The organism is Rhodoferax sp. P1_F3 (assembly GCF_056405715.1).
Map to the genome: position 1 here is coordinate 224,872 of NZ_JBFUBO010000002.1, position 23,342 is coordinate 248,213.

The window sequence follows — 23,342 nt, forward strand, 5'->3', positions numbered from 1 at the left end:
GCTCACGGCTGTGCGTCAGCCCACGGGCTTGCGGCCCACCATGGCGCACATGGGGCAGAAGCCCACCAGCCCGGTCAGCGCCAGGCCAGCCACGCTGGCACCCGCCACCCAGCCCATGACACCGGGCACCAGCAGCACAGCAGCCACGGCACCACCCAATCCCACCACGACCCGCACCACGCGCTCCCCCATGGGGACATTTTTGACATACCAGGCAGACATTGCAGTTTCCTTTGATTCAGGGTTTGGGAACATTCCCACCTCCTAAGAGGCGGGCTGCAAGGGTTTGGATTCGCGGCACTGCAATTATTTTTGCTGGCGGCTGTTCCACCAACCTTCCAGGCCATACACCCCCAGCGCCGCCCAAATTAGGCAAAAGCCCAGGGCACGGGCCGATGCAAAGACCTCGCCATACAGCCACACGCCCAGCAGCAGCTGCAGGCTGGGCGAGATGTACTGCAGGATGCCCATGGTGGACATGCTGACGCGCCGCGCGCCTGCGGCAAACAGCAACAGCGGCACGGCGGTGAGCGGCCCGGCCAGCAACAGCCAGCCCAGCGTGGTGGCATCGCCCTGCACCAGCGCGCCCTGGCCCTGCCAGGACCACCAGGCCAGCAACCCGGCGGCCACGGGGCTCAGCACCAGGGTTTCCAGCGTCAGCCCCTCCAGAGCACCCAGGGCGCCCACCTTGCGCAGCAGGCCGTAGAAGCCAAAGGTGAGGGCCAGCACCAGCGCCACCCAAGGCACGCGCCCGGCCTGCACAGTGAGCCACAGCACCCCAGCCGCCGCGACTGCCACAGCCAGCCACTGGCCGGGGCGCGGGCGCTCGTGCAGGAACACAAAGCCCAACGCCACATTCACCAGCGGCAGAATGAAGTAGCCCAGGCTGGCGTCCAGCACATGGGCGTTTTGCACCGCCCACACATAGGTGGACCAGTTGGCCGCCAGCAGGACGGCCGACAGCGCAAACGCGCCCAGCACACGCGGGCTGCGCAGCACGGGACGCAGCCAGGCCCAGTGCCGGCGCACGGCCAGTACGCCGAGTAGAAACACCAGCGACCAGACGGTGCGGTGCATCACCACCTCCAAGGCGTTGACCGAGGCCAGCTGTTTGAAAAAGATGGGGAACAGGCCCCAGGCCGTGTAGGCCAGGGCCGCGTACAAAACGCCGAGTTGCATGGGAAGGACAGGAGAGGATTGAAAGGCCGGGTCGCTAGCTTACCCGGCCTGCCCACCGGTCCATTGTCGATTTCAGCCTGCAGGCTTGCTCCGCAGCACCAGCAGTCCAAACAGCGTGGCCGTGAGGTACATGCTCACCGAATAAATAGCGGCGGGTAGCGCCAGCTGCAGGTTGCCCAACACCGACAGCGCGATGAAGATGGCCAACGTGGAGTTATGGATGCCAATCTCGAAGCTCACGGCCGTGGCCATGCCCTTGTTCAGCCCCGCCCAGCGCGACAGGTAATAACCACACAGCAGGCTCACGAGATTGAAGGCCAGCACCAGCGGGCCCAGACTGGCAAACGAGGCACTGAGCGCCGACCACTCCTTGACGATGGCAATGGCGGAGAACGCCGCCAGCACCAGCGCGCTGAACACCTTCATGGGCTGGCCCATGCGCAGCGCAAAGGTGGGCTGCCGGCTGCTCACCAGCATGCCGATGGCCACGGGCACCAGGATCACGCCCACCACCTCAAACACCTTGCCAAACTGCAGCGGCACCACCTGACCCGACTGCACAAAGGCCGCGATAGCCCAGTTGGCAATCAGCGGCAGGCTGACGATGGAGAGCACTGTGTTGATGGCGGTGAGCGAAATGTTCATGGCCACATTGCCGCCAAACAAATGGCTGAACAGATTGGCCGACACGCCGCCGGGCGAAGCCGCCAGCAGCATCAGGCCTACGGCAAACACCGGCTCAATGCCCATCACCCGAATAAGCAGGTAGGCCGCACCGGGCAAGAGGAACATTTGCAGTGCCAACGCCAGCAACACGGAACGCGGATGCTCGCGCAGGCGGCGGAAGTCCTCCACCGACAAAGACAGGCCCAGGCCGAACATGACCAGGGCCAGCGCCACCAGCAGCAGCGCGGGCAGCAGGGCGGTGAAGCTCATGCAGCCGCACCAGCGGCGTGGGCGGGCGCCACGCCCAGGCGGCGATCCATCTCGGCCTTCACGTCCAGGCGCAGGTGCAGGTAGAACGCCGTTTCAGCGGTCAGGAATAGCGGGCCCACCAGCAGACCCACCAGGTCATCCACAAAGGCTGGCTTCTTGCCCTCGTAGTAGTGGCCCAGAAACTGGATGGCCCAACCCACCACAAACAGACCTATGCCCCAGGCCAGCCACACCGTGGTGGACTGCGCGGCAAACCACTGGCTGAGCCAGACACTGACGGCCATCTGCGCGGCCATGACCAGGCCAAAGCGCAGGTCCAGCCGCAGGTAGAAGACCGCGGAAAGCACCGCCAGCACCACGGCCGGCGTAATGGCGAAGCTGCCCAGCATCCAGCCAGGGCGGGCCAGCAAAATGGTGACGGCGAGCACGATCAGGGGAATGCCCACAAAGTGGGTGGCGACGTTGCGCGGGTCCTGGTGGTAGGCCGCGTACTGCGTGAGGTGGTCGGTCAGGGTTTTCATGTGGGTCTCCTTCTTGTATTGACGAAGCGCCATGATCCGCCTAGCCTTGCGCCTGCGTCTGTCAGGTACCCGACACAACGCGCGTCATCCGTACAAACCACTATGCCCGACCTGTCCGCCCTGCCCCACCTCTCGCGTTACCTGGCCGTGCTGCAGTCCGGCCGCTGGTTCGCCCAGCTGCCCGCCGAATTTGCCCAAGCCCTGCTGCAGATGGCCAAGCTGCGCACGCTGCAAACCGGTGACGCCCTGTTCCTGCGCGACAGCCCGCCCTGCGGCCTGTATGCGCTGGTGTCGGGCGCCATACGCATCTCGGGTCAAAGCGGCGTGCGCAATGACGCGCGCGAGGCCCTGCTGGTGATGCTGACGCCGCCGCAGTGGTTTGGCGAAATCTCGGTGTTTGATGGATCGGCACGTACTCACCATGCCCATGCGGCCGAGTCCTGCACGCTGCTGCAAGTACCGCATGAAGAACTTCTGGCTTGGCTGCAAGCCCACCCCGCGCACTGGCGCGATCTGGCCGTGCTGATGGCCGACAAGCTGCGCATGGCCTTTGTGAGCATGGAAGAACAAACCGTGCTGAGCGCCCCACTGCGCCTGGCACGCCGCCTGGTAGGCATGGCCCAGGGCTACGGCCAACGCACCGAGGACGGCAGCACCCAGCGTGTGCTGGCCGTAACGCAGGAAGAGCTGGCGCTGATGATTGGGGTGTCGCGCCAGACCACCAACCAGATCCTCAACGACCTCAAGGGCCGACACATTCTGCGCATCCAGCGTGGTGAACTGGAAATTCTGGACCTGCCAGCACTGCGCGCGCTGTGCCAATAAAAAAGCCCGCGCCCCTGCGGGTGCGGGCTTGGCACAGACCGAGGTCTGTTGCGGTGCTTACTTGGCGACGACGCGAGCCATTTCCAACACTTTGTTGGAGTAACCCCATTCGTTGTCGTACCAGCTCACCAGCTTGACGAAGGTGCCGTCCAGGGCGATGGAGGCTTCGGCGTCGTAGATGGAGGTGCGGCTGTCGCCACGGAAGTCGGTGGCCACCACCTTGTCTTCGGTGTAGCCCAGCACGCCCTTCAGCGCGCCTTCGGATTGCGCTTTCAACTCGGCATTGATTTCAGCCAGCGTGGCGGAGGTGTTCAGTTCCACGGTCAAGTCGACCACGGACACATCGCTGGTGGGCACGCGGAAGGACATGCCGGTGAGCTTCTTGTTCAGTTCAGGAATCACCACACCCACGGCCTTGGCAGCGCCAGTGCTGGAAGGAATGATGTTTTCCAGAATGCCGCGGCCGCCGCGCCAGTCTTTGTTGGAAGGACCGTCCACGGTCTTTTGCGTGGCGGTGGTGGCGTGCACGGTGGTCATCAGGCCGCGCTTGATGCCGAACTTGTCGTGGATCACCTTGGCCAGGGGAGCCAGGCAGTTGGTGGTGCAGGACGCGTTGGAGATGATGGCCTCACCCTTGTAGGTGGTGTGGTTCACGCCGTAAACGAACATGGGGGTGTCGTCCTTGGAGGGAGCCGACAGGATGACCTTTTTGGCACCCGCGTCGATGTGCTTCTGCGCGGTTTCCTTGGTCAGGAACAGGCCGGTGGATTCAACCACGATGTCGGCACCGACTTCAGACCACTTCAGGTTGGCAGGATCGCGCTCTTGGGTCAGGCGGATCTTCTTGCCGTTGACGATGAGGGCGCCGTTGTCGATGGACACATCGCCTTTGAAGCGGCCGTGCACGCTGTCGTACTGCAGCATGTAGGCCAGGTAGTCAGGCTCCAGCAGGTCGTTGATGCCGACGATTTCTACGTCGTTGAAGTTCTGGATGGCGGCGCGGAACACCATGCGGCCGATGCGGCCAAAACCGTTGATACCAATCTTGATAGTCATGTGCTTCTCTCTTCAAAAAAATGTCGAACCAAAAACCAGAGGTCTGTTTACGCCTTGCGGGTCAGAGCCGTCTGTACGGTGTCCGCCACGTTCTCGGCGGTAAAGCCGAAGTGCTTGAACAGCACGGGCGCAGGGGCGGACTCACCATAGGTGTCCAGGCCCACCACGGCAGCCGTGCCGTATTTCCACCAGCCACCGGTGGAACCCATTTCCACCGCCACGCGCGGCAGGCCGGCGGGCAGAACCGCAGACTTGTATTCGCTGCTTTGCAGGTCAAACGTGGTGGTGGAAGGCATGGACACCACGCGCACCGCAATCTTGCGCTCTGCCAGCAGCTTTTGCGCAGCGATGGCCAATTGCACTTCGGAACCGGTGGCAATGATCACGGCCTGGGTCTTCTTCTTGAGGCCCACGTCGGACGGCTCGGACAGCACATAGGCGCCCTTGCTGATCGCGTCCAGGCCGGATGCATTGGGCGCATCGGCAGAGTCTGTCTTGGCGATGTAGGCAATGTTCTGGCGGCTCAGCAGCAGGGCCGTGGGCTTGGCCTTGTTTTGCAGAGCCACGGTCCAGGCCACGGCGGTTTCTGCTGTGTCCGCTGGGCGCCACACATCCAGGTTCGGGATCAGGCGCAGGCTGGCGGCGTGTTCGATGGACTGGTGGGTGGGGCCGTCTTCGCCCAGACCGATGGAGTCGTGGGTGAACACGTGCACCACGCGCAGCTTCATCAGCGCAGCCATGCGGATGGCGTTGCGGCTGTAGTCGCTGAAGGTCAGGAAGGTACCACCGTAAGGGATGAAACCACCGTGCAGCGCCACGCCGTTCATGATGGCGGCCATGCCGAATTCGCGCACACCGTAGTTGATGTGGCGGCCACCTTGGCCGGCTTCGTTGGTCACCACGGCGCCGGTCAGCGCGTCAAAGCGCAGGTTGGGCGTGCTCTTGGTGTTGGTCAGGTTGGAACCAGTCAAATCGGCAGAACCGCCCAGCAGCTCGGGCAATGCGGCGGTGAAGGATTCGAGTGCCAGCTGGCTGGCCTTGCGGCTGGCCACGGTTTCGCCCTTTTGGTGGGCGGCAATCACGGTGTCCACCGCGGTTTGCACAAAGGACTTGGGCAGGTCACCCTTCATGCGGCGCAGCAGTTCCTTGGCCAGCTCAGGGAAGGCGGCCTTGTAGGCGGCGAACTTCTCGTTCCAGGCGGCCTCGGCGGCCTTGCCTTTTTCCTTGGCATCCCAGTCACCATACACCTCTTTGGGGATGACGAAGGGCGCGTGGCTCCAGCCAATGGCTTCGCGTGTGAGCTTGATTTCTTCGGCACCCAGAGGCTCGCCGTGGGCCTTGGAGGTGTTGGCACGGTTGGGGCTGCCCTTGCCGATGTGGGTCTTGCTGATGATCAGCGTGGGGCGGTTGTCGGTGCCCGCCTTGGCTTGCGCGATGGCAGCCGACACGGCGGCTGCGTCGTGGCCGTCCACCGGGCCGATGACGTTCCAGCCGTAGGCCACAAAACGCTGGGCGGTGTTGTCGATGAACCAGGGGGCAACCTGGCCGTCGATGGAGATGCCGTTGTCGTCGTACAGCGCAATCAGCTTGCCCAGTTTCCAGGCGCCGGCCAGTGCGGCGGCTTCGTGGCTGATGCCTTCCATGAGGCAGCCGTCGCCCATGAACACGTAGGTGTGGTGGTCCACCACGGTGTGGCCTTCACGATTGAACTCTTTGGCCAACAGCTTTTCAGCCAAGGCAAAGCCCACGGCATTGGTGATGCCCTGGCCCAGGGGGCCGGTGGTGGTTTCCACGCCGGGGGTGATGCCGAACTCGGGGTGGCCCGCGGTCTTGCTGTGCAGCTGGCGGAAGTTCTTCAGCTCGGCCATGGGCAGCTTGTAGCCGGTCAGGTGCAACAGCGCGTAGATCAGCATGGAGCCGTGGCCGTTGGACAGGATGAAGCGATCGCGGTTCAGCCACGCGGGGTTGGTCGGGTTGTGGCTCAGGTGATCACCCCACAACGCTACGGCCATGTCTGCCATGCCCATGGGGGCGCCGGGGTGACCCGAGTTGGCTTGTTGGACGGCGTCCATGGCAAGTGCGCGGATGGCATTCGCCATGTCTTTGGTATTGGGGGTGGGGGCCATGCGGGGGCAACTCCGGGGTAAGGTTGGAAAACGGCGAGAAGGGTGAAACTCCCCCGATTTTACCGGGCTGCGCCAAAGGGACGTTACACGGCGGTACCGCACGGAATTTGACCCTTGGGCTATGCTTTTATGTATGAGCCTGCTTTTCACCCCCCTTACCCTGCCGTCGCCCCGCGGTGGCCTCACACTGCCCAACCGCATCGTCATCGCGCCCATGTGCCAATACCAGGCCGTCAACGGCGAAGCCACCGACTGGCACCTGATGCACTGGGCGAATCTGCTCAACAGCGGCGCCGGCCTGTTCACCGTCGAAGCCACGGGCGTGCTGCCCGAGGGCCGCATTACCCCGGCCTGCCTGGGCCTTTGGGACGACCGCACCGAAGCGGCGCTGGCTGACAAGCTGAGCCGCGCACGCAAGCTGGCCCCCAAGGTGCCGGTGTGCATCCAGCTCGCCCACGCGGGGCGCAAGGCTTCCAGCCATCTCCCGTGGGAAGGCGGCCAGCTGATGACGAAAGAAGAAGGCGGCTGGGAGACCTTTGGCCCTTCAGCGCTGCCGCAATTGTCCGGCGAAGCGCCACCCACCGAACTCGACGTTGCCGGCATGGAACGTATCAAAAAAGCCTTTGTCGAGGCCGCCCGCCGCGCCAACCGCATGGGAATTGAAGCCATCGAGATCCACAGCGCGCACGGCTACCTGCTGCATGAATTCTTGTCCCCCATTGCAAACCAGCGCCATGACGCCTACGGCGGCAACTTCGAAAACCGCACCCGCTTTCCGCTGGAAGTGTTTGCCGCCGTGCGCGCGGTCTTTGACGGGGTGCTGGGCCTGCGCCTCTCGGCCAGCGACTGGGTGGAAGGCGCCTGGGATGTGCACCAGAGCGCCGAGTTTGCCAAGCGACTCAAAGCCCTGGGCTGCGACTTCATCCATGTCTCCAGCGGTGGCGTGTCACCCCAGCAAAAGATCGCGCTGGGGCCCAACTACCAGGTGGACTTTGCCCGACAGATTCGCGAGGCCAGCGGCCTGCTGACCATCGCCGTGGGCCTGATTACGGAACCGCACCAGGCCGAAGCCATTCTGCAAAGCGGCGAGGCCGACCTGGTGGGCCTGGCACGCGCCTTTCTGTACCAGCCACGCTGGGGCTGGCAGGCCGCCGCCGCGCTGGGCGGCGAGGTGCAGGCCAACCCGGTGTACTGGCGCAGCCTGCCGCGCGAAGCGCAACACGCGTTTGGCAAGGTAGCGGTGGGCGGGCGCTGAACGGGCTCCCACATGCAAGGACTGCACCTCACCGCCGATCTGCATGGCTGCCGCTGTGCGATGGACTGGCTGACCGACGCCGACCCGCTGGTCGGCTTCTGCGTGCGCGCCGTGCAAGCGGCCGGGCTACAAGCCGTGTCCCAGGTGACGCACGCCTTCCCCGCCACAGACCAAGGCCCAGGCGGCGTGACCGCCACGGTGCTGCTGGCCGAGTCGCACCTGTGCGTGCACACCTGGCCTGAGCAACGCGCGGTCACGCTGGATGTGTATGTGTGCAACATGGGCAGCGACCACTCGGCCAAGGCCCATGCCCTGCTGGCCACGCTGCTGCAGCTGTTTGATGCGGAGCATGTCGAGCAGCACCAGTTGCAACGCGGCACGCTGCCGCAGCCCTCGCAAGCTACTGCGCCCGCATGATCTGGTGGCGGCGCCAATAATGGCTGACGGCGGCATTGAACGCGTCTTTTTGTTTGCCCAGGCCCGCCAGGGGAAGCTTGGTGGTCTTGGCACCTAACAGGCCTTTTTCATGCAGGGTGACGATGAGGCTGTCGCCAAAACTGCTTTCCTTGTACTGCAGGGACTTGACGCTGTCCCAGGGCAGCAAGTCTTCGCCATCGGCGGCGATGCCGCTGTAGTTGACCTCGATGGAGGCCTTGTTTTTGAGCACAAACACCACCGGCGGAAAGTACTTGAGCACCAGTTGACGCTCTTCGTCGTTGGCCGGCTCGTAGCGGTAGGCTAGGGTTTGCTCATGGTTCTGGGCGAACTGGGCCTCGTACTGCGCCCATAGGCGCTGTTCAATGTCCACCGCTGTGAGGATCTCATCGGCCCAGGTGGTGGTGGGCGTTTCGCGGACGATGGCGCCGTAGTTGTCTGGCGGCACAACGTGGCCCACATGGCGCATGCGCTGGGCGATGGGCGGGTGGCTGTCAAACGGGTGGGGCACGTGGGCCGTGCGCATGTCATCAAAGAAATCGTCCGACGCCGCATAGGGGTGCAGGCCTTGCGCCACAGTCTGCCCAATGCCCAGCGCGCCGTCGAGTTTGCGGTCGCTTTCAAACAGCGTGCGTTCGGTGTTGGAGCGGTAATGGTCGTAGGCCGCGATTTTGATGAGCGACTGCACAATGCCCTGCGGCGATACCAGCTTGGCGGCCGTGCGGTCGGCCTTGAACTCGCGCGCCCGGCTGTCGCGCGACAGCGCGAGCTGAAACACCATGCGGTAGAGCTGCATAAATGGCACCACCACGAACGCCAGACCGCCTTCGCCCAGGCCGTGCATGTAGTGGTCGTACTGCTGCAGCTTAGGGCCTAGCCGCGCACTGTTGCGCGTGTCGCCGCCGCGGAAGTGCGCCAATTCGTGGCCCAGCACCGCGTCGGCCTCTTGCAGGCTCAGCACGCGCAGCAGCGGAATGCTGACGAACAGGCTGCGCCCCTGCAAGGTCTTCTGGCCCACAGTGAGCGGGGTCTCGGTGACAAAGAAATTGGTGTCTATGCCGGCCACGATGTGGTCGGGTGGCGCTGTCTTCAGGCGCGCTGCCATGTGGCGGATGCGGCGCCACAGCAAGGGGGCGTCGGCCTCGGTCACCACCTCACCCTCCACCGCGTTGTTCAGCGCCACGCGCTGGAAAATCTTCATGACCACCACCCACATCGCCCCCAGCGCCAGCAGGCCGGCAATGAGGATCAGCTTGAGGTAGTACTTGTGGAAGAAAAAAGCCGTCACCCAGAACGACAGCCACACCAGCGCAGCGCCCTGCACCACCACCGCGGCCGCACTGGCCAGCATCATCAAGCGCCAGCCCACCACAAAGCTGCCGTACTGCAGCTTGCGGTTTCCAAACGCCAGCGCACCCAGTGCCGCAATCGCGAGCAAGACAACCACCCCAGCCACCAGGGTCCAGCCCGCGACCTGGCGCACCAGATAGAACTGCCAGACCTCGCCAAACGGCTCGCAGACGGCCTCTCGGTAGCGCTGCGCATCGGGCTCGCGGTTGTCGCAGATGGTGGAGGGCGGCCGCTGGCGGTAGAAGGCGATTTGCGCTTCCTTCTCCTCACTGGAGGCCGTGGTGTCCGCGTAGACACGTTCTTCCACTGAATGCTGGAATTCCACATCGTCCTGGTGGGTGGCGTAACGGACAAAGCCGTAGGTCAGCGCGGGGATAAGAAAAAGCGCCAGTGCCGCAAAGCAAAGGACCTTGAGCAGCTGGCTGCGCAGTGCGTTGTCTGAATTCATGGATGCAGGCCTGTTTATCTGTGTTGTATCCAGCCACACCCTGTCGTGCAGCCTCCCGCGTAAATTCTAGGGGGCTGGCAGGTTCGCCCCGCACACGCTTAACGGCCGGCCACAGCCGCTGGTCCGAAATTCTCAGTGCACCACCGGTGCCCAAGGCGGTGCCAGGCTGGACTCCAACGTAGGGTGCACCGCCAGGGCAGGGCTGATGGTCTGAGCGTCCATGCCCAGGGTGCGCACGAAGCCACCGAAAGCCCATTCGCTGTAGCGCCAGTCACCATCCACGCGCTCCACGCCGGCGGGCGGCTGCACCTCTTGCACGGGCACACCCTTGAGGGCCGTAGCCATGAACTCGATCCACGCGGGCAGCGCCAATGCGGAGCCCGAAGCGCGCGAGCCCAGACTGCGCGGGGTGTCGTAGCCCACCCAGGCAACAGCCACCAGGCTGGGTTGGTAGCCGGCAAACCAGGCGTCCACCACGTCGTTGGTGGTGCCAGTCTTGCCATACAGGTCGGGCCGTTTCAGCGTGGCCTGGGCGCGGGCAGCAGTGCCCACGCGGGTCACGTCCTGCAGCAGGCTGGACACCAAAAAGGTGTTGCGCTGCGGCACGGTGCGCAAGGACTCATTCAACGCCTGCGTCGGGGCCTCGAACACCACTTCACCATTGGCACGGGTGATGGTCTTGACAAACTGCGGCGCCACACGGAAGCCACCATTGGCCAGCACGGCATAGGCACCGGCCAGTTGCAGCGGATTGGTGGAGCCGGTACCCAAGGCCTGCGTGAGGTCAGCGGGCTGGCGTTCCACATCGAAACCGAAACGGCTGGTCCAATCCCGTGCGCCCTGGGGCGAGAGAAACTGCATGAGCCGGATGGACACCAGGTTCTTGGAGCGGGCCAGTGCGGTTCGCAGGGTGATGGGGCCGTCGGTGCTGCCATCGTCGTTTTCCGGCGACCAGTCGCCCACATTTTCCAGCGACGCGTCATTGACCAGGGTGTCGGGCTGCACACCACTCTCGATGGCACCGGAGTAGATGAAGGGTTTGTAGCTGGAGCCCGGCTGGCGCCAGCCCTGGGTCACGTGGTTGAACTGGTTGCGGTGGAAATCAAACCCGCCCACCAGCGCACGCACCTCGCCGTTGGCCGGGTCCAGCGCGACAAAGGCACCTTCGGTCTCGGGCCATTGCACCAGCGCCCAAATCTTGCCCTGCTGCACCACGCGTACCACCGCACCACGGCGCACCTTCACCTTGTTGGAGGCAGAGTCGGCCAGGCCGCTCTGCGCGGCGCGCAGGCCCGCACCGTCGATCTGCAATACCTCGCCCGAGGCCAGCACCACGGTCACTGCCTTGGGCGCCGCGCGGGTCACGATGGCCAGGCGCAGATCGTCGTCGTCGTCAAAATCCGCCAACGCTTGGGCCACGGCGGGGTCATCGTCTTTGAGTGCTGGGGCCAGCGCCTCAAAGCCTTCGGGGCCGCGCCATGCTTGGCGCAGTGAGTGCTCCACCAGCGTGCGGCGCAGCGCCTTGTACGCGGCCTGTTGTTCCGTGGCGCGCAGCGTGGTGGTGACGTTCAGGCCCGTGGTGTAGCTCAGTTCGCCAAACTGGGCATACACCTGCTGGCGCACCATCTCAGCCACGTACTCGGCATGTACCTCCACATCATTGAGCTTGCGCACCACCAGTTTCTCCAGCAGCGCCTCCGCATACTGCCCACCGTCAATCACGCCTTGCGAGCGCATGCGGCCCAAGGCCACCAACTGCCGCGCCCGCGCACGCTCCAGGTTGTGAATGGGGTTGGCGAAATAGGGGTTTTGCGGCAAGCCCGCCAGCATGGCGCACTCGGCTGGCGTGAGGGCCGACAGGGTTTTGCCAAAGTAGGTTTGCGCCGCGGCCTCAAAACCGTAGGAGCGCGAGCCCAGGTAAATCTGGTTCATGTAGAGCTCCAGGATCTGGTCCTTGCTGAGCTGCGATTCAATCTTGAAGGCCAGCATGGCCTCCTTGAGTTTGCGCTCCACCGTGCGCGAGCGGCTCAGAAAGAACGTACGCGCCACCTGCTGCGTGATGGTGGAGGCGCCCTGCATGCGCCCGCCCGTCACGATGGCCAGCGCCGCGCGTGCCATGCCCACCGGGTCCAAGCCGTGGTGCGAGTAAAAGCGCGAGTCTTCCACCGCCAACAGGCTGTCTTTCATCAGCGCGGGAATTTGGTCAATGCGCTGGTAGACCCGCTTTTCGGCGCCAAAGCCGCCAATCTCCACGCCATCGGCCGTGAGCACGCGCAGCGGTTGCTTGGGCTGGTAGTTGGACAGCGACGAGGTATCGGGCAACTGCGGGTACAAAAACGCGATAGCAGACAGCAAGAACGCCACCGCCAGCACGCCCAGTACCAGGCTGATTTTGAGAACACGCATGGGCCAAGGGCCCCAGGGAATGGTTGGCATAGAGATGAAAAGGGTGAGGGCGCATTATGGGCAAGAGCCGCCGCAAGCACTATAGAGGCCTAGACCTGCCCCGCCAGATGCCCCAGGGTGAACGCCTCTTCAAAGATGGAATAGCCCGCCCAGTCGCTGTGGGCAAACCGCAGGCGGCCTTGGGCGAGCGTAAATTGCTCTTTTTTTGATAGCTGTTTGCGCATAGTTGACGAGGGCTGGAAGCCAATTCGGCCTGCAACCGACGGCACGGGGATGGCCATGGCGTGGCCGTAGCGGGTCAACTCCATGCGCGTGGCCTTGGCGGGCAGGTCCGGGTGGGCAGTGGCCAGCTCGGCCAGGATGGTGTCGCGCCAATAGGTCCACGGCTGCTCCAGCAGTTGCTTGCGCCCGGCAGCCGGACCACCTGCCACATCGCCCAGCGCGCGGTAGTGGGTCAGCACCGTGGCACCCGGCACCGGGTGCAGGCTCTGGTGCATGGCATCCACATAGCCCAGGCCCTGGGTGCCATACAAGACGTTGTCCCAGCTGGGCGCCGGGCCGGGCCGATCGAACAGTGGTTCACGGATGTGGATGTTGGCCACCAGCCAGGGCGCGTAGACCACGCGCTGCGCGGCCTGGCGCAGAAAGTCGGGCGCACCCTCAACCACGCGCGCCGCAATAAAGATCGGCAGCGCCACGATGGCCTGCTGTGCCTGCCAGCGCTCTACCTGTTGGGTGGCGGCGTTGAAGGCATCCACCTCCACACCATGGCGGCCCTGCGCCACGCGCAACACCACGCAACCCGTGCGCAGTCGCTCGCCCAGCGGCGCGGCCAGGCGGCGGGTGAGCCAGGCATTGCCCTCGGGCCAGGTGAGCAGGCCCTCGCGCTCAGCCGACTCCGCCCCCGGCGCGTGGAAGCCGTGGCGGCTGGCGAAATAGTGGATGCCGGCCCAGGCTGACACAGTGGCGATGCCCGCGCCATAGTCGTCACGGCAGCAGTAGTCCAGGTACCAGCGCAGGTGCGGGTCGGTCAGCCCATTTTGTTCCAGGTACGCTATAAAAGTCATAGCTGCCAGCGCACGTTGGACGGGGGCTGGAGACTTGTTTTGTAGGGGAATCGTCCACTGTGCGGCGTGGCGCAGCTGTTCCACCAGCACCGAGAACCTGTGGTACTGCGCCAGCGTGGACTCGTCCACGCCCTGCACCGGCAGGAGTCCGTCCTGCCAGGTGCCGTTAAAGAACAGCCGCTCCTGCGGGCTGTGGCAGAGGTGGCGCTCGTCGTATTGCCAACGTCCGGCCACGCGCTGGCGCAGGCCCAGTTCTTCCAGCAGATCCTGCACCTCCGGCGCATCGTCGCTGGGCAGAGGCAGGTAGTGCGCGCCCAGCGGGCAGGCGATGCCGCCCACCGTGCCACCACGCGCGTTGCCGCCCGCACTGTCTTCCAGCTCCAGCAGCGCAAAGTCGTCTTGCCCGCGCAGGCGCAGCGCGCGCGCCGCGGCCAAGCCCGCCACACCGCCACCGGCGATCACGGTCTGTGTGCAGTGGGTGACGGCGGGAGCGGGCCAGTTGCTGCGGTCACGCAGCTGGTGGCCGCGCTCCACCTGGATGCCGGTGAACCCGCCAGTGATATGGCTGGTGTCGGAAGCCGATGGTGCACAGCCGAGCAAGGGTGCCGCGGCGGCGAGGAAATGGCGGCGCTTCACAGAGCAGCAGGCTCCAGCCAGCCGCGGTACTGCACGAGAAGCCCTGCGAGCGGGTGCGCGATCTCCACATCGAAGTGGAAGCGCCCCTCGGACTCATATTCGCGGCTGTCTCCGCTGGGGAGCAGCAGGGCAGGCAGCGGGATGGCCCACAAAGCGCCGCAGCGCACCGCCCACAGCAAGGCCCCGTCCACCACTGCTAGAGAAATGTGAAATCGCAGAGGGCCGAACTGTTCGACCAACAGGCCCTGGTGCGCGCCTTCGCCCAGCCTGAAGCGGCTCTCAAAACGCTGCTTGCCAAAGCACCGCCCCCAAAGCTCCCCGGCGCCCTGTGTTTGCATGCGCACACTGACCGGCACTGCTTCGCCCGCCGCGGGGAAGCCGATGACGCGGCACAGCGCGCGCGCCAGCAACCCAGACCCGCGCCGCACCGAGGCCTGGCCCGACAGCAGCAATGCCGCACCGGGCTGGTGGCCCCGCTGCACCGCCGGTGCAAGCTGCGCGAACGTACTACCCAACAGGCGCTGGAACAGGCTGATGGAGACGTCGTCCCGCAGGTTCACGAACCGTCTCCCGCCACAAAGCGGTCCGCGTCCTTGGGATCCGGCAAGTAGCAGACTTCCTGGCGGCCAAACCAGCGGATACGGTTGCGCGCCACCCAGCTGTACAGCGCATCGCGCCACGGCAGGGGCAGCACACGCAACACCCCGACGGCACGCCAAGGCCAGCCCAGGCCTTCCGCCATGCGGATGCTGCCTTCCGATTTGATGAAAACCTGGCCCGAGGCGACCAGCAGGTTGCTCTGGTAATCGTCCCCACCCAGACCATAGTGCGCATACAGAGCCTGCCCCAAAGGGGTTTGGGCAGCCAACAGGCGATACACCCGGTGCCGGTCGTGCTTGATGACAAAGTTGGCCCAACCGGAGCACAGCACGCAATGGCCATCGAACACGATGAGAGGCTTGTCATCCGAAAAACGGGGCACACGGACATCACTGCGGTAGCTGTAGGTAGGCTGCGTCATACCGCCGCCTTGCCCAACAAGCGCCGAAGGCCCCAGCTAGCGAGCAGGGCAGCCGCCAAGGCTGCGCCCCAGGCCGCAGCAGGTGCGGACGCGGACACGAGCGGTGATGTAGCGCCTTCACCCAGGGTGGCGGACAACGCCACGGTGCCCGTGTTGTAGGCGGCATGCAAGGCCATGCAAGGGATCAGGGAACGGCTGCGCTCGTACAGCCATCCCAGCAGCAGCCCCATGCCCAGGGCCACCACAAACTGGTAAATATTGAGATGCGCCACACCGAACAGCAGCGCCGAACCCCAAATGGCCTGACGCCGGTCGTACTGCTGCAAAAAGCTGCGCAGGATGACACCCCGGAACAGCATCTCCTCCACGACTGGCGCCAGCAGACAAATCGCCAGCACGTTGGCCAGGTCCAGCCCGTCCATGTTGGCAAACATCGCCTCTTCGGCGCGTGACATGGGAAACCAGGCCACCACCAGCTCCGTCACGCTCCAGAACACCAGTAGCAAGCCGGGCACCAGCAAGAGCACCAGGGGAATGAGGAAGACGGCCGTGGCCCAGGGGGACGTCGTGCTGGCGTGCAGCAAGTCGCGGTAGCCCATGTGCTTGAAGTGCAGGATGCCGCTGAGCAACAACCCATTGCCCAGCAGCATGACCATCGCCATCAGCTGAGAAGGACTCAGGCCCAGGACACGCCGCGCATCGTACATGGCCAGGCCCAGCACATACTCCACGACGAACAGCGCCACAAACAGGAAGATGGCCTCTACCCCGCTAGGGAAGTTGGCGTTTTTTTCAGGCACAGGTTTCATTTCGCCACCCTGCCCCATTCCTCTTCGTATGTGGTGACCAGCACCTGGTTCGACAGGCGGTTCACCTCGGTGGGCACACGGCCCATATCCTGCGGAAAGTCAAACAACAGAGGCAAGCTGGGCACATTCAGAAAGCGCAGACCTGCGGGCAGGACGGTGGGCATGCGGAACGGACGTCGGCTGGCGAGCACAAAGCCCCATTCGCCAAAGCTGGGCACATGGGCGTGGTAGGGCGTGGTGGTCAGGCCGACGGACTCGATGGTGGTGACCACGGTCCAGAAACTCTTGCGTGCAATCAGCGGCGAGGTGGTCTGCACCACCGCGTATCCGCTGGCGGCCAAGTGCTTGTCCAGCAGGGCGTAGAAGGCATTGGTGAACAGCTTGCCGACCGAGAAGTTGGTGGGGTCGGGGAAGTCCACCACGATGACATCGAACACTTCATCGGTGCCCTGCAGCCAGGTGAAGGCGTCGGTGTTGATGACCTTGACCTTGGGCGAACGCAACGACTCGCCATTGAGCGCGGCCAGCTCGGGCGTCTGGGTGAACAGCGTGGTCATGGCCGGGTCCAGTTCCACCAGCGTGACCTGCTCCACACCGGGATATTTCAGGATCTCGCGCACGGCCATACCATCGCCACCGCCCAGCACGGCCACTTTCTTGGGCGCCGCACCCGTGGCCGAGAACGCGGCCATGGCGGGGTGCACCAAGGCCTCGTGGTAGCGGTATTCGTCGCGCTGGGCAAACTGCAGGTTGCCGTTCAGGAAGAGGCGGTAGCCCATGCGCCCCTCGCCAGGCGCGTAGGTCACCACGATGCGCTGGTAGGGCGTCGTCTGCGCGATGACGGCTTTGTCCTGGTACAGCTTGTCTTCGGCCCAGGTGGTGATGTGGTCGGCCGCCACCATGCCTGCGCCCAGCACGGCCAGCACCGCAATGCAGGCCCAGGCGTGGGCGGCAAAGCGGCGCAGCTCATGGCGGAACAGCCATAGCGCCCACAGCGCCACGACCGCATTCAACAGCCCGAACAGCAGCCCCGTGCGCACCAGCCCCAGCTTGGGCACCAGCAGCAGCGGAAACGCCACCGACACCACCAGCGCACCCAGGTAGTCAAAAGTCAGCACCTGCGAGACCAAATCCTTGAGCGCCACATTGCGCTTGAGGATGCGCATGACCAGCGGAATCTCCAGCCCCACCAGAATGCCGACCAGCAGCACCATGGCGTAGAGCACGAAGCGAAACGACCCTGGCAGCAGGGCGTGCGCTACAAAAAGAATAGCTGGCAGCGCACCACCAGCAAGGGCTACCATCAGTTCTATGCGCAAAAAGTGGGCGCTGAGCTGGCGCTCGAAAAAGCGCGACAGGTAGGAGCCGATGCCCATGGCAAACAGGTAGGCCCCGATGACGGTGCTGAACTGCAGCACCGAATCGCCCAGCAGGTAAGACGCCAGCGCGCCGGCGGCCAGCTCGTACACCAGCCCGCAGGCCGCCACCACAAACACCGAGGCCAGCAGCGCGACCTCCACCGGACGCGGCCCGGTGGGCTGCGCCTGCGACTTCAACGCCCCCGCCTTCAATGGATGGCAGCCGCCACGATGATGCAGATGCCCAGCGACATGGCGGCCACTACCAGCGCCAGCGCCTTGTTCTGCTTTTCCACAATCTCCAGCCACAGGTTGTAGGGCGTGATCTTGTCAATGATGATGAAGCTGATCCAGAAAATCAGCACCCCCATCACCGCATACAGCACCGAGCCCAACACCACATCCGGTTTCAACCATTCCATGGTCATCTCCTTGAAAATTCCAACATCTATTTGTGCCCGCCACCCGACGAGAACCCGCCAAACGAACCACCCGAAGTGCGATAGCCGCTGCTGGAGCAGTTTTCCACCTTCGGGTCGCAGTCGGGTGAGCAGCGCGTCATCGCCAGGAAGATCAGCACCACCACGATAAAGACCCAGAACTCCTGGCGCATGAGAGGGTTGGTGCCGGACACCAACGGCCCCACGTCGGTGCGCTTGAGCAGGTCCTGCTTGTCCTTCAGCTTGAAGGCCATGGCCACCGTCGCACTGTCGATGGTGTTGCCCACAGACCAGGTCAATTCGTTGGCCGATTGCTCCAGCGAGAGCAGATTTCTGCCGCTGCTGTAGTCGCGGTTCTCGGTCACCTGGTCACGCCGCACCTGCCAGTAGAACTCGCCCACCACATAGTTGGTGCGTGCGGTGTAGCTTTCCTTCAGTTGGTAACGCGTGCCCAGGTAGGTGGCGCTTTGCCGGCTGTCACTCACCACCGGTGCTCCGGTCGCGGGGCGCACCACGCTCCAGCCTTCGGTGGAGTCCACCAAGAAGATGAAGCCGCGCTTGGCGTTGTACAGCAGGTACTCTTCCCAGCCAAAATGTTCGTCGGGGTCCGACGGGTCGGTACCCATGCGATGTTGAAACCCCACCACTTGCCACTGCGCGCCCTGCAGCGTGCCTGTGGTGCCCAGCGGGATCAGCGGCTGCACGGGTTCGTCCTGGATCGCGTGCTTGAGCTCACCACCGATGCCTTGCGACAGGTCGATGATGCTGTTGCACGAGCCGCAGCTCATGCTTTGGCTGCCAGCCAGCTTCACGGTCAGCGTGGCACCGCAGTTGGGGCAGGCAAACTGCCGACCCTTTTCGTCCTTGGCCGATTCGTCTTTCAGGCCCGCGAGCTTCAGGTCCTCCAGCAGCACCGATTTGCCCAAACTCACGCTGGGCGGCTGGCTGCTGTAGTCCACGCTGAGCACCTCTCCCACGCCCTTGGCATCCACCGCCTGGCTGCGCAGCTCCACCATCGCAAAGCTGGCGCCCAACTCGGGCAGGCGCGGCAGCTCGCCCTGGGCCGCAATCAACGCAACCGGCTGGTTGGACGCCACGGTGAACGACTTGCCATTGATGGCCGTGGTGGCCCCCACACGGAAGCGCTCGGCTTGCGGCATCTCGCGCTGCACCGCCTGCGCCGTGGTGAAGACGTAAGCGCCGTTGTCTTCGCTCAGGTACGCGCTGCTGCCATCACCCAGCACCGCATGCCATTCGGTCCAGGTGCCTTCGCCGTATTTGTATTGCAGCCGCCCCAGCAGCGTGAAGCTCTGGCCATTCCAGGTGCCACTGGCCTGCAGCTGCAGCGGGCTGTGGTCATCAAACAGCTCAGCCATCTTGCCGATGCGCTGCAGCACGTCGCCGTTGCGCACCACCGTGCTCTGGCAAAACGCGCAGACCGCATGCGTGCTCTGCGCGCTGAGAAAGCTAACGGGCGCACCACACCCCGGGCACGGAGCCCGGTAGGCACGTTGGGTGTTGCTAGTTTCGAGTGCCAAGGCGTGAAGAGGAGTCTGGGTGACCGAGGGTTATGCGGAGGTAAAGGAGGAGCCCGAAGGGCGGGGGACACGCAGCAGAACGCTCGGTCACCCAGACTCTTCGCCGATAACTACACCAGCTTCTTCAGCAGTTCCGCCTTCTTGGCGTCAAACTCTTCCTGCGTCAGGATGCCCTTGGATTTCAGATCGCCCAGCTTCTCCAGCGTGGCCATCACGTCCTCAGGCTTCACACCTGCCACCTGCGCCGCTGCGGCTGCGGCGGGCGTCGCATTGCCTTGCAAACCGCTGGCCAAGTTCTGCGCCAACACCTGGCCCAACGCCACACCAGCCCCCAGGCCCATGGCATCACCCGCAATGCCGCCACCCGAACCAGCGCCCTCGGCAAACTTGGGGATGGCCTGTGCCGTCTGGTACTGCATGAACTTGCCCATGTCGTTGCCGACCATGCCCATGCCGATTTTCTGGTCCAGGATCTTCTGCAGCTCTTCGGGCAACGAGACGTTCTGCACCGTCATGCCTTCGAGCTTCAGGCCAATCTTTTCAAACTCGGGCGCCAGCTGGCGCACCAACGCCTGCGCAAAGCTCAGCTGATTCGCCGCCAGGTCCAGAAACGCAATGCCGCTGCTGGCCACGGCGTTGCTGATGTTCTGCAACACCAGGCCGCGCAGCTGACCATCGATATCAGCCGTGGTGTAGCGCTCGCGCGTGCCCGAGATTTCGGTGTGGAACAACTTGGGGTCGGCAATGCGGAAGTTGTAGTTGCCAAAGGCACGCAGGCGCACGGCGCCAAAGTCTGCGTCGCGGATGGTGATGGGCTGGGGCGTGCCCCACTTCTGGTCGATCTGCTGGCGCGTGCTGAAAAAGTACACATCGCTCTTGAACGGGGACTCGAAGAGCTTGTCCCAGTTCTTCAGGTAGGTGAGCACCGGCAGCGTTTGCGTGGTGAGCGTGTGGGTGCCGGGGCCAAACACATCGGCCGCCTTGCCTTCGTTCACGAACACCGCCAGCTGCGACTCGCGCACGATGAGCGTGCCGCCATTCTGGATTTCCATGCCCGCCATGGGGAAGCGCCAGGCCAGCGTGCCATCGTCTTCCTCAGTCCACTGAATGACGTCAATAAACTGTTTCTTGATGAAGTCCATCAGTCCCATAGCCAGCTCCCGTTGGTGATTTAGGTGGGAAATGATACTTCCCGCGCGTGGCAACACCAAACCAGCCACATGGCCCCTGCATTCAGGGTGTCAATGCGTCAACCAAGCCCGGGCAAACTCTTCTTGCGCCGCGGGAAAGTACTCGATCTGGAACGGCACCATGGTGTTGAACAGGAACAGCAGCGCGTTGTCGCGCCAGCGCAAGTCCCCCACCACGGCCAGGCGGATGATGTGGCGCTTGATGTAGTGGTCCACGTCAATGTCGTCCCAGCGAACAAAGGCCTCCAGGTTGGAGAAGCCAGGCTCCAGCGTGATCGTCACCAGGCATTGGCCATGCAGCTGCATCAGGTCGTGCATCTGGTGCTTGCAGGCATCCACCTCGGCACGGCGCATGGTGCCGGTGACCCGGATGTTGACCAGGTTGGGGGCTTCAAATTCGACTAGAACTGTCATCGCAACATTCCAACGTTGTAGGGTTTGGCAAAGCGCCGCCCCTGCATTTTGGCGCACGGGCACCGCACTGGGCTATGCTTTGAAATCCCCACCGATACTTCTGACCGCCTTGTCTTCTGCACCGCCCCTCTCCCCGCAGCTGTCTCCCGCCCCCGCCATCGTGCTGGCCGCCGGTCGCGGCGAACGCATGCGCCCGCTGACCGACACCTGCCCCAAACCCCTGCTGGAAGTGCAGGGCAAACCGCTGATGCAGTACCACCTGGAGGCGCTGGCCCAGGGCGGCTTTGACCAAGCCGTCATCAACACGGCTTGGCTGGGCGAACAGATTGAGGCGCACTTTGGAAGCAAAATTGGCACGCAGCCCCCGTCAATATTGCACGAACAGCTATCAAAAACAGAGCGCCCTCCCGCGCCCATGGCGCTGCACTACTCGCACGAAGGGCGCGACTTTGGCGGTGCGCTGGAGACCGCCGGCGGCATTGCCCGGGCCCTGCCGCAGCTCGCACCCGTGTTCTGGTCCATGGCGGGCGATGTCTATGCACCCGACTTTGTCTTCACCCAGGCCGCGGTAGACCGCTTTGCCGCCAGCGGCAAGCTAGCCCACCTGTGGCTGGTGCCCAACCCGCCGCACCACCGCAAGGGCGACTTTGGGCTGGAGCAGGTAGACGCCCACGGCATGGGCCAGTGCACCGACCCACCGGTGGACAGCACCGCGCCGCGCTACACCTACAGCACTTTCGCGCTGTTCCGCCACGCCCTGTTTGCCGCACCCTGGTGCGAGATCCCGCCCGGCAACCCGCAGGGCGTCAAGGCCCCGCTGGCACCGCTGCTGCGCAAAGCCATGGCGCAAGCGCAGATCAGCGCCGAGATTTACACTGGCCGCTGGACCGATGTCGGCACGCCCGAGCGACTGGCAGAACTCAACCGACCCACACCATGACCACACCCCTCCAAGCCGACTACGCCGTCCGCCGCGCCACGCTGGCAGCCCGCATTGGCAAGCACGGCGTGGCCGTGCTGCCCACCGCCCCCGAGCAGCAACGCAACCGCGATGCGGACTTTCTGTTCCGCCACGACAGCTATTTCTACTACCTGAGCGGTTTCACCGAGCCCAAGGCTTGGCTGGTCATCACCGGCGACGGCAAGACCACGCTGTTCTGCCAGCCTAAAGACCTGGAACGCGAGATCTGGGACGGCTTTCGCACAGGGCCCGACGCTGCGCCTGCCGCGCTGGGTGTCGACGCCGCTTACTCGGTGGATGAGCTGGACCAACGCATGCCCGCGCTGCTGGACGGGGCCGATGCCGTCTGGTACCCCTTTGCGACACACAAGGGCCTGGAAACCCGGGTGGACGGCTGGCTCAGCGGCTTGCGCGCACGCGTGCGCTACGGCGCGTTGACGCCCGAGCAAGTGCGCGACCTCTGCGGCCCGCTGGATGAAATGCGCTTGGTGAAGGACGCCTACGAGCAAGACACCATGCGCCGCGCCGCGCAGATCAGCGCAGGCGCCCACATCCGCGCCATGCAGCTGTCGGCCCGCATGCTGCGTGCCGGCCAAGACGTGCGCGAGTACCACCTGGACGCCGAGCTGCTGCACGAATTCCGCCACCACGGCTCGCAGTACCCGGCCTATGGCTCCATCGTCGCCGCGGGTGCCAACGCGTGTGTATTGCATTACCGGGCCGACGCGGGCGCCGTGCGCAGTGGCGAGCTGGTGCTGATCGACGCGGGATGCGAGCTGAACGGCTATGCCAGCGACATCACGCGCACTTTCCCGGCCAATGGCAAGTACAGCGGGCCGCAGCGCGCGCTCTATGACCTGGTGCTGGCCTCACAGATCGCTGCCGTCAACGCGACCAAGGCAGGCGCCCGTTTTACCGACCCGCACGAGGCTACCGTGAAAGTGCTGGCGCAAGGCATGCTGGACCTGGGCCTGCTCAACAAGAACAAGGTGGGCAGCCTGGACGATGTGATCGAGAGCCGCGCCTACTTCCAGTTCTATATGCACCGCACGGGCCACTGGCTGGGCATGGATGTGCACGACTGCGGCAGCTACACCGAGCCCAGCGAGCTGGGCCAGGGCAGTGTGCGCAAGGACGCGCTGAGCGGCGACACCATCGTCAACCGCCCCGCCCGCATTCTGCGCAGCGGCATGGTGCTGACGATTGAACCCGGCATCTATGTGCGCCCTGCCGAGGGCGTGCCGGAGCAGTTCCACAACATCGGCATCCGCATTGAGGACGACGCCATCGTCACCGACACGGGCTGCGAGCTCATCAGCCGTGGTGTGCCAGTAGAGCCCGACGCCATTGAAGCGCTGATGCGCGGCTGAC

General features: G+C 64.3%; 22 protein-coding genes. 5 read left to right on the forward strand and 17 right to left on the reverse strand.

What is annotated here, in order from left to right:
• Positions 1-15: 15 nt before the first annotated feature.
• From AC1DZ5_RS03735 to AC1DZ5_RS03750, 4 genes are all read right to left on the reverse strand, one after another.
• The gene (locus tag AC1DZ5_RS03735; protein ID WP_477886186.1) at positions 16-222 is read right to left on the reverse strand and encodes a YgaP-like transmembrane domain; all 207 of its coding nucleotides are present in this window, start codon (positions 220-222) and stop codon (positions 16-18) included.
• 84 nt (positions 223-306) lie between these two features.
• Complete coding sequence (gene rarD, locus AC1DZ5_RS03740) at positions 307-1,179, reverse strand: EamA family transporter RarD (RefSeq protein WP_477886188.1); 873 nt, start codon at positions 1,177-1,179, stop codon at positions 307-309.
• Between the two features lie 72 nt (positions 1,180-1,251).
• A complete protein-coding gene (locus tag AC1DZ5_RS03745; RefSeq protein WP_477886190.1) occupies positions 1,252-2,115 on the reverse strand; it encodes a bile acid:sodium symporter family protein in 864 nt (287 codons plus the stop codon).
• A complete protein-coding gene (locus AC1DZ5_RS03750) occupies positions 2,112-2,636 on the reverse strand; it encodes an Mpo1 family 2-hydroxy fatty acid dioxygenase (protein ID WP_477886192.1) in 525 nt (174 codons plus the stop codon). Before AC1DZ5_RS03750 ends, AC1DZ5_RS03745 begins: the two co-directional genes overlap by 4 nt.
• Positions 2,637-2,738: 102 nt before the next feature.
• On the opposite strand from AC1DZ5_RS03750, the gene AC1DZ5_RS03755 reads away from it, so the two are divergent.
• Positions 2,739-3,461 carry a Crp/Fnr family transcriptional regulator gene (locus AC1DZ5_RS03755; RefSeq protein ID WP_477886194.1) on the forward strand — a complete coding sequence of 241 codons (723 nt, stop codon included), beginning with the start codon at positions 2,739-2,741 and terminating at the stop codon, positions 3,459-3,461.
• Between the two features lie 57 nt (positions 3,462-3,518).
• Here AC1DZ5_RS03755 and gap read toward each other — a convergent pair whose 3' ends face one another.
• Positions 3,519-4,517, reverse strand: coding sequence for a type I glyceraldehyde-3-phosphate dehydrogenase (gene gap / locus AC1DZ5_RS03760; RefSeq protein ID WP_477886195.1), 999 nt, complete (start codon positions 4,515-4,517; stop codon positions 3,519-3,521).
• A 47-nt stretch (positions 4,518-4,564) separates the two neighbouring features.
• Positions 4,565-6,643 (reverse strand): transketolase, encoded by a 2,079-nt coding sequence (gene tkt, locus AC1DZ5_RS03765; RefSeq protein ID WP_477886197.1) that lies wholly within the window; start codon positions 6,641-6,643, stop codon positions 4,565-4,567.
• 133 nt (positions 6,644-6,776) lie between these two features.
• On the opposite strand from tkt, the gene AC1DZ5_RS03770 reads away from it, so the two are divergent.
• A complete protein-coding gene (locus AC1DZ5_RS03770; RefSeq protein ID WP_477886198.1) occupies positions 6,777-7,898 on the forward strand; it encodes an NADH:flavin oxidoreductase/NADH oxidase in 1,122 nt (373 codons plus the stop codon).
• 12 nt (positions 7,899-7,910) lie between these two features.
• Positions 7,911-8,315 carry an adenosylmethionine decarboxylase gene (gene speD, locus AC1DZ5_RS03775; RefSeq protein WP_477886200.1) on the forward strand — a complete coding sequence of 135 codons (405 nt, stop codon included), beginning with the start codon at positions 7,911-7,913 and terminating at the stop codon, positions 8,313-8,315.
• Here the strand turns inward: speD and AC1DZ5_RS03780 are convergent.
• The 11 genes from AC1DZ5_RS03780 to AC1DZ5_RS03830 form a co-directional block, all read right to left on the reverse strand.
• Positions 8,299-10,131 (reverse strand): M48 family metallopeptidase, encoded by a 1,833-nt coding sequence (locus AC1DZ5_RS03780; RefSeq protein ID WP_477886202.1) that lies wholly within the window; start codon positions 10,129-10,131, stop codon positions 8,299-8,301. The genes speD and AC1DZ5_RS03780 overlap by 17 nt on opposite strands.
• Before the next feature lie 132 nt (positions 10,132-10,263).
• The gene (locus AC1DZ5_RS03785; protein ID WP_477886204.1) at positions 10,264-12,537 is read right to left on the reverse strand and encodes a penicillin-binding protein 1A; all 2,274 of its coding nucleotides are present in this window, start codon (positions 12,535-12,537) and stop codon (positions 10,264-10,266) included.
• A gap of 89 nt (positions 12,538-12,626) precedes the next feature.
• The gene (locus AC1DZ5_RS03790) at positions 12,627-14,240 is read right to left on the reverse strand and encodes an FAD-dependent oxidoreductase (RefSeq protein ID WP_477886206.1); all 1,614 of its coding nucleotides are present in this window, start codon (positions 14,238-14,240) and stop codon (positions 12,627-12,629) included.
• Positions 14,237-14,800 carry a DUF4166 domain-containing protein gene (locus AC1DZ5_RS03795; protein ID WP_477886208.1) on the reverse strand — a complete coding sequence of 188 codons (564 nt, stop codon included), beginning with the start codon at positions 14,798-14,800 and terminating at the stop codon, positions 14,237-14,239. The genes AC1DZ5_RS03790 and AC1DZ5_RS03795 overlap by 4 nt, the downstream gene beginning before the upstream one ends.
• The gene (locus AC1DZ5_RS03800; protein ID WP_477886210.1) at positions 14,797-15,261 is read right to left on the reverse strand and encodes a thiol-disulfide oxidoreductase DCC family protein; all 465 of its coding nucleotides are present in this window, start codon (positions 15,259-15,261) and stop codon (positions 14,797-14,799) included. The genes AC1DZ5_RS03795 and AC1DZ5_RS03800 overlap by 4 nt, the downstream gene beginning before the upstream one ends.
• Positions 15,258-16,070: a lysostaphin resistance A-like protein gene (locus AC1DZ5_RS03805; RefSeq protein WP_477886212.1), complete on the reverse strand. Its 813-nt coding sequence runs from the start codon at positions 16,068-16,070 to the stop codon at positions 15,258-15,260. The genes AC1DZ5_RS03800 and AC1DZ5_RS03805 overlap by 4 nt, the downstream gene beginning before the upstream one ends.
• Positions 16,067-17,626 carry a polyamine aminopropyltransferase gene (locus AC1DZ5_RS03810; RefSeq protein WP_477886215.1) on the reverse strand — a complete coding sequence of 520 codons (1,560 nt, stop codon included), beginning with the start codon at positions 17,624-17,626 and terminating at the stop codon, positions 16,067-16,069. The genes AC1DZ5_RS03805 and AC1DZ5_RS03810 overlap by 4 nt, the downstream gene beginning before the upstream one ends.
• A gap of 11 nt (positions 17,627-17,637) precedes the next feature.
• Positions 17,638-17,856 carry a DUF350 domain-containing protein gene (locus tag AC1DZ5_RS03815; RefSeq protein WP_315480356.1) on the reverse strand — a complete coding sequence of 73 codons (219 nt, stop codon included), beginning with the start codon at positions 17,854-17,856 and terminating at the stop codon, positions 17,638-17,640.
• Positions 17,857-17,876: 20 nt separating this feature from the next.
• A complete protein-coding gene (locus tag AC1DZ5_RS03820; RefSeq protein ID WP_477886216.1) occupies positions 17,877-19,406 on the reverse strand; it encodes a DUF4178 domain-containing protein in 1,530 nt (509 codons plus the stop codon).
• A 110-nt stretch (positions 19,407-19,516) separates the two neighbouring features.
• Entirely contained in the window at positions 19,517-20,557 is a 1,041-nt protein-coding gene (locus AC1DZ5_RS03825; protein WP_477886218.1) for an SPFH domain-containing protein, read from the reverse strand.
• A gap of 90 nt (positions 20,558-20,647) precedes the next feature.
• Positions 20,648-21,010, reverse strand: a complete 363-nt coding sequence (locus tag AC1DZ5_RS03830) for a SpoIIAA family protein (RefSeq protein ID WP_477886220.1) — start codon at positions 21,008-21,010, stop codon at positions 20,648-20,650.
• 109 nt (positions 21,011-21,119) lie between these two features.
• Between AC1DZ5_RS03830 and AC1DZ5_RS03835 the strand changes: the two genes are divergently transcribed.
• Both AC1DZ5_RS03835 and AC1DZ5_RS03840 read left to right on the forward strand, forming a co-directional pair.
• The gene (locus tag AC1DZ5_RS03835; protein ID WP_477886222.1) at positions 21,120-21,950 is read left to right on the forward strand and encodes a nucleotidyltransferase family protein; all 831 of its coding nucleotides are present in this window, start codon (positions 21,120-21,122) and stop codon (positions 21,948-21,950) included.
• Entirely contained in the window at positions 21,947-23,341 is a 1,395-nt protein-coding gene (locus AC1DZ5_RS03840) for an aminopeptidase P N-terminal domain-containing protein (protein WP_477886224.1), read from the forward strand. The genes AC1DZ5_RS03835 and AC1DZ5_RS03840 overlap by 4 nt, the downstream gene beginning before the upstream one ends.
• The last annotated feature ends 1 nt before the right edge of the window (position 23,342 follow it).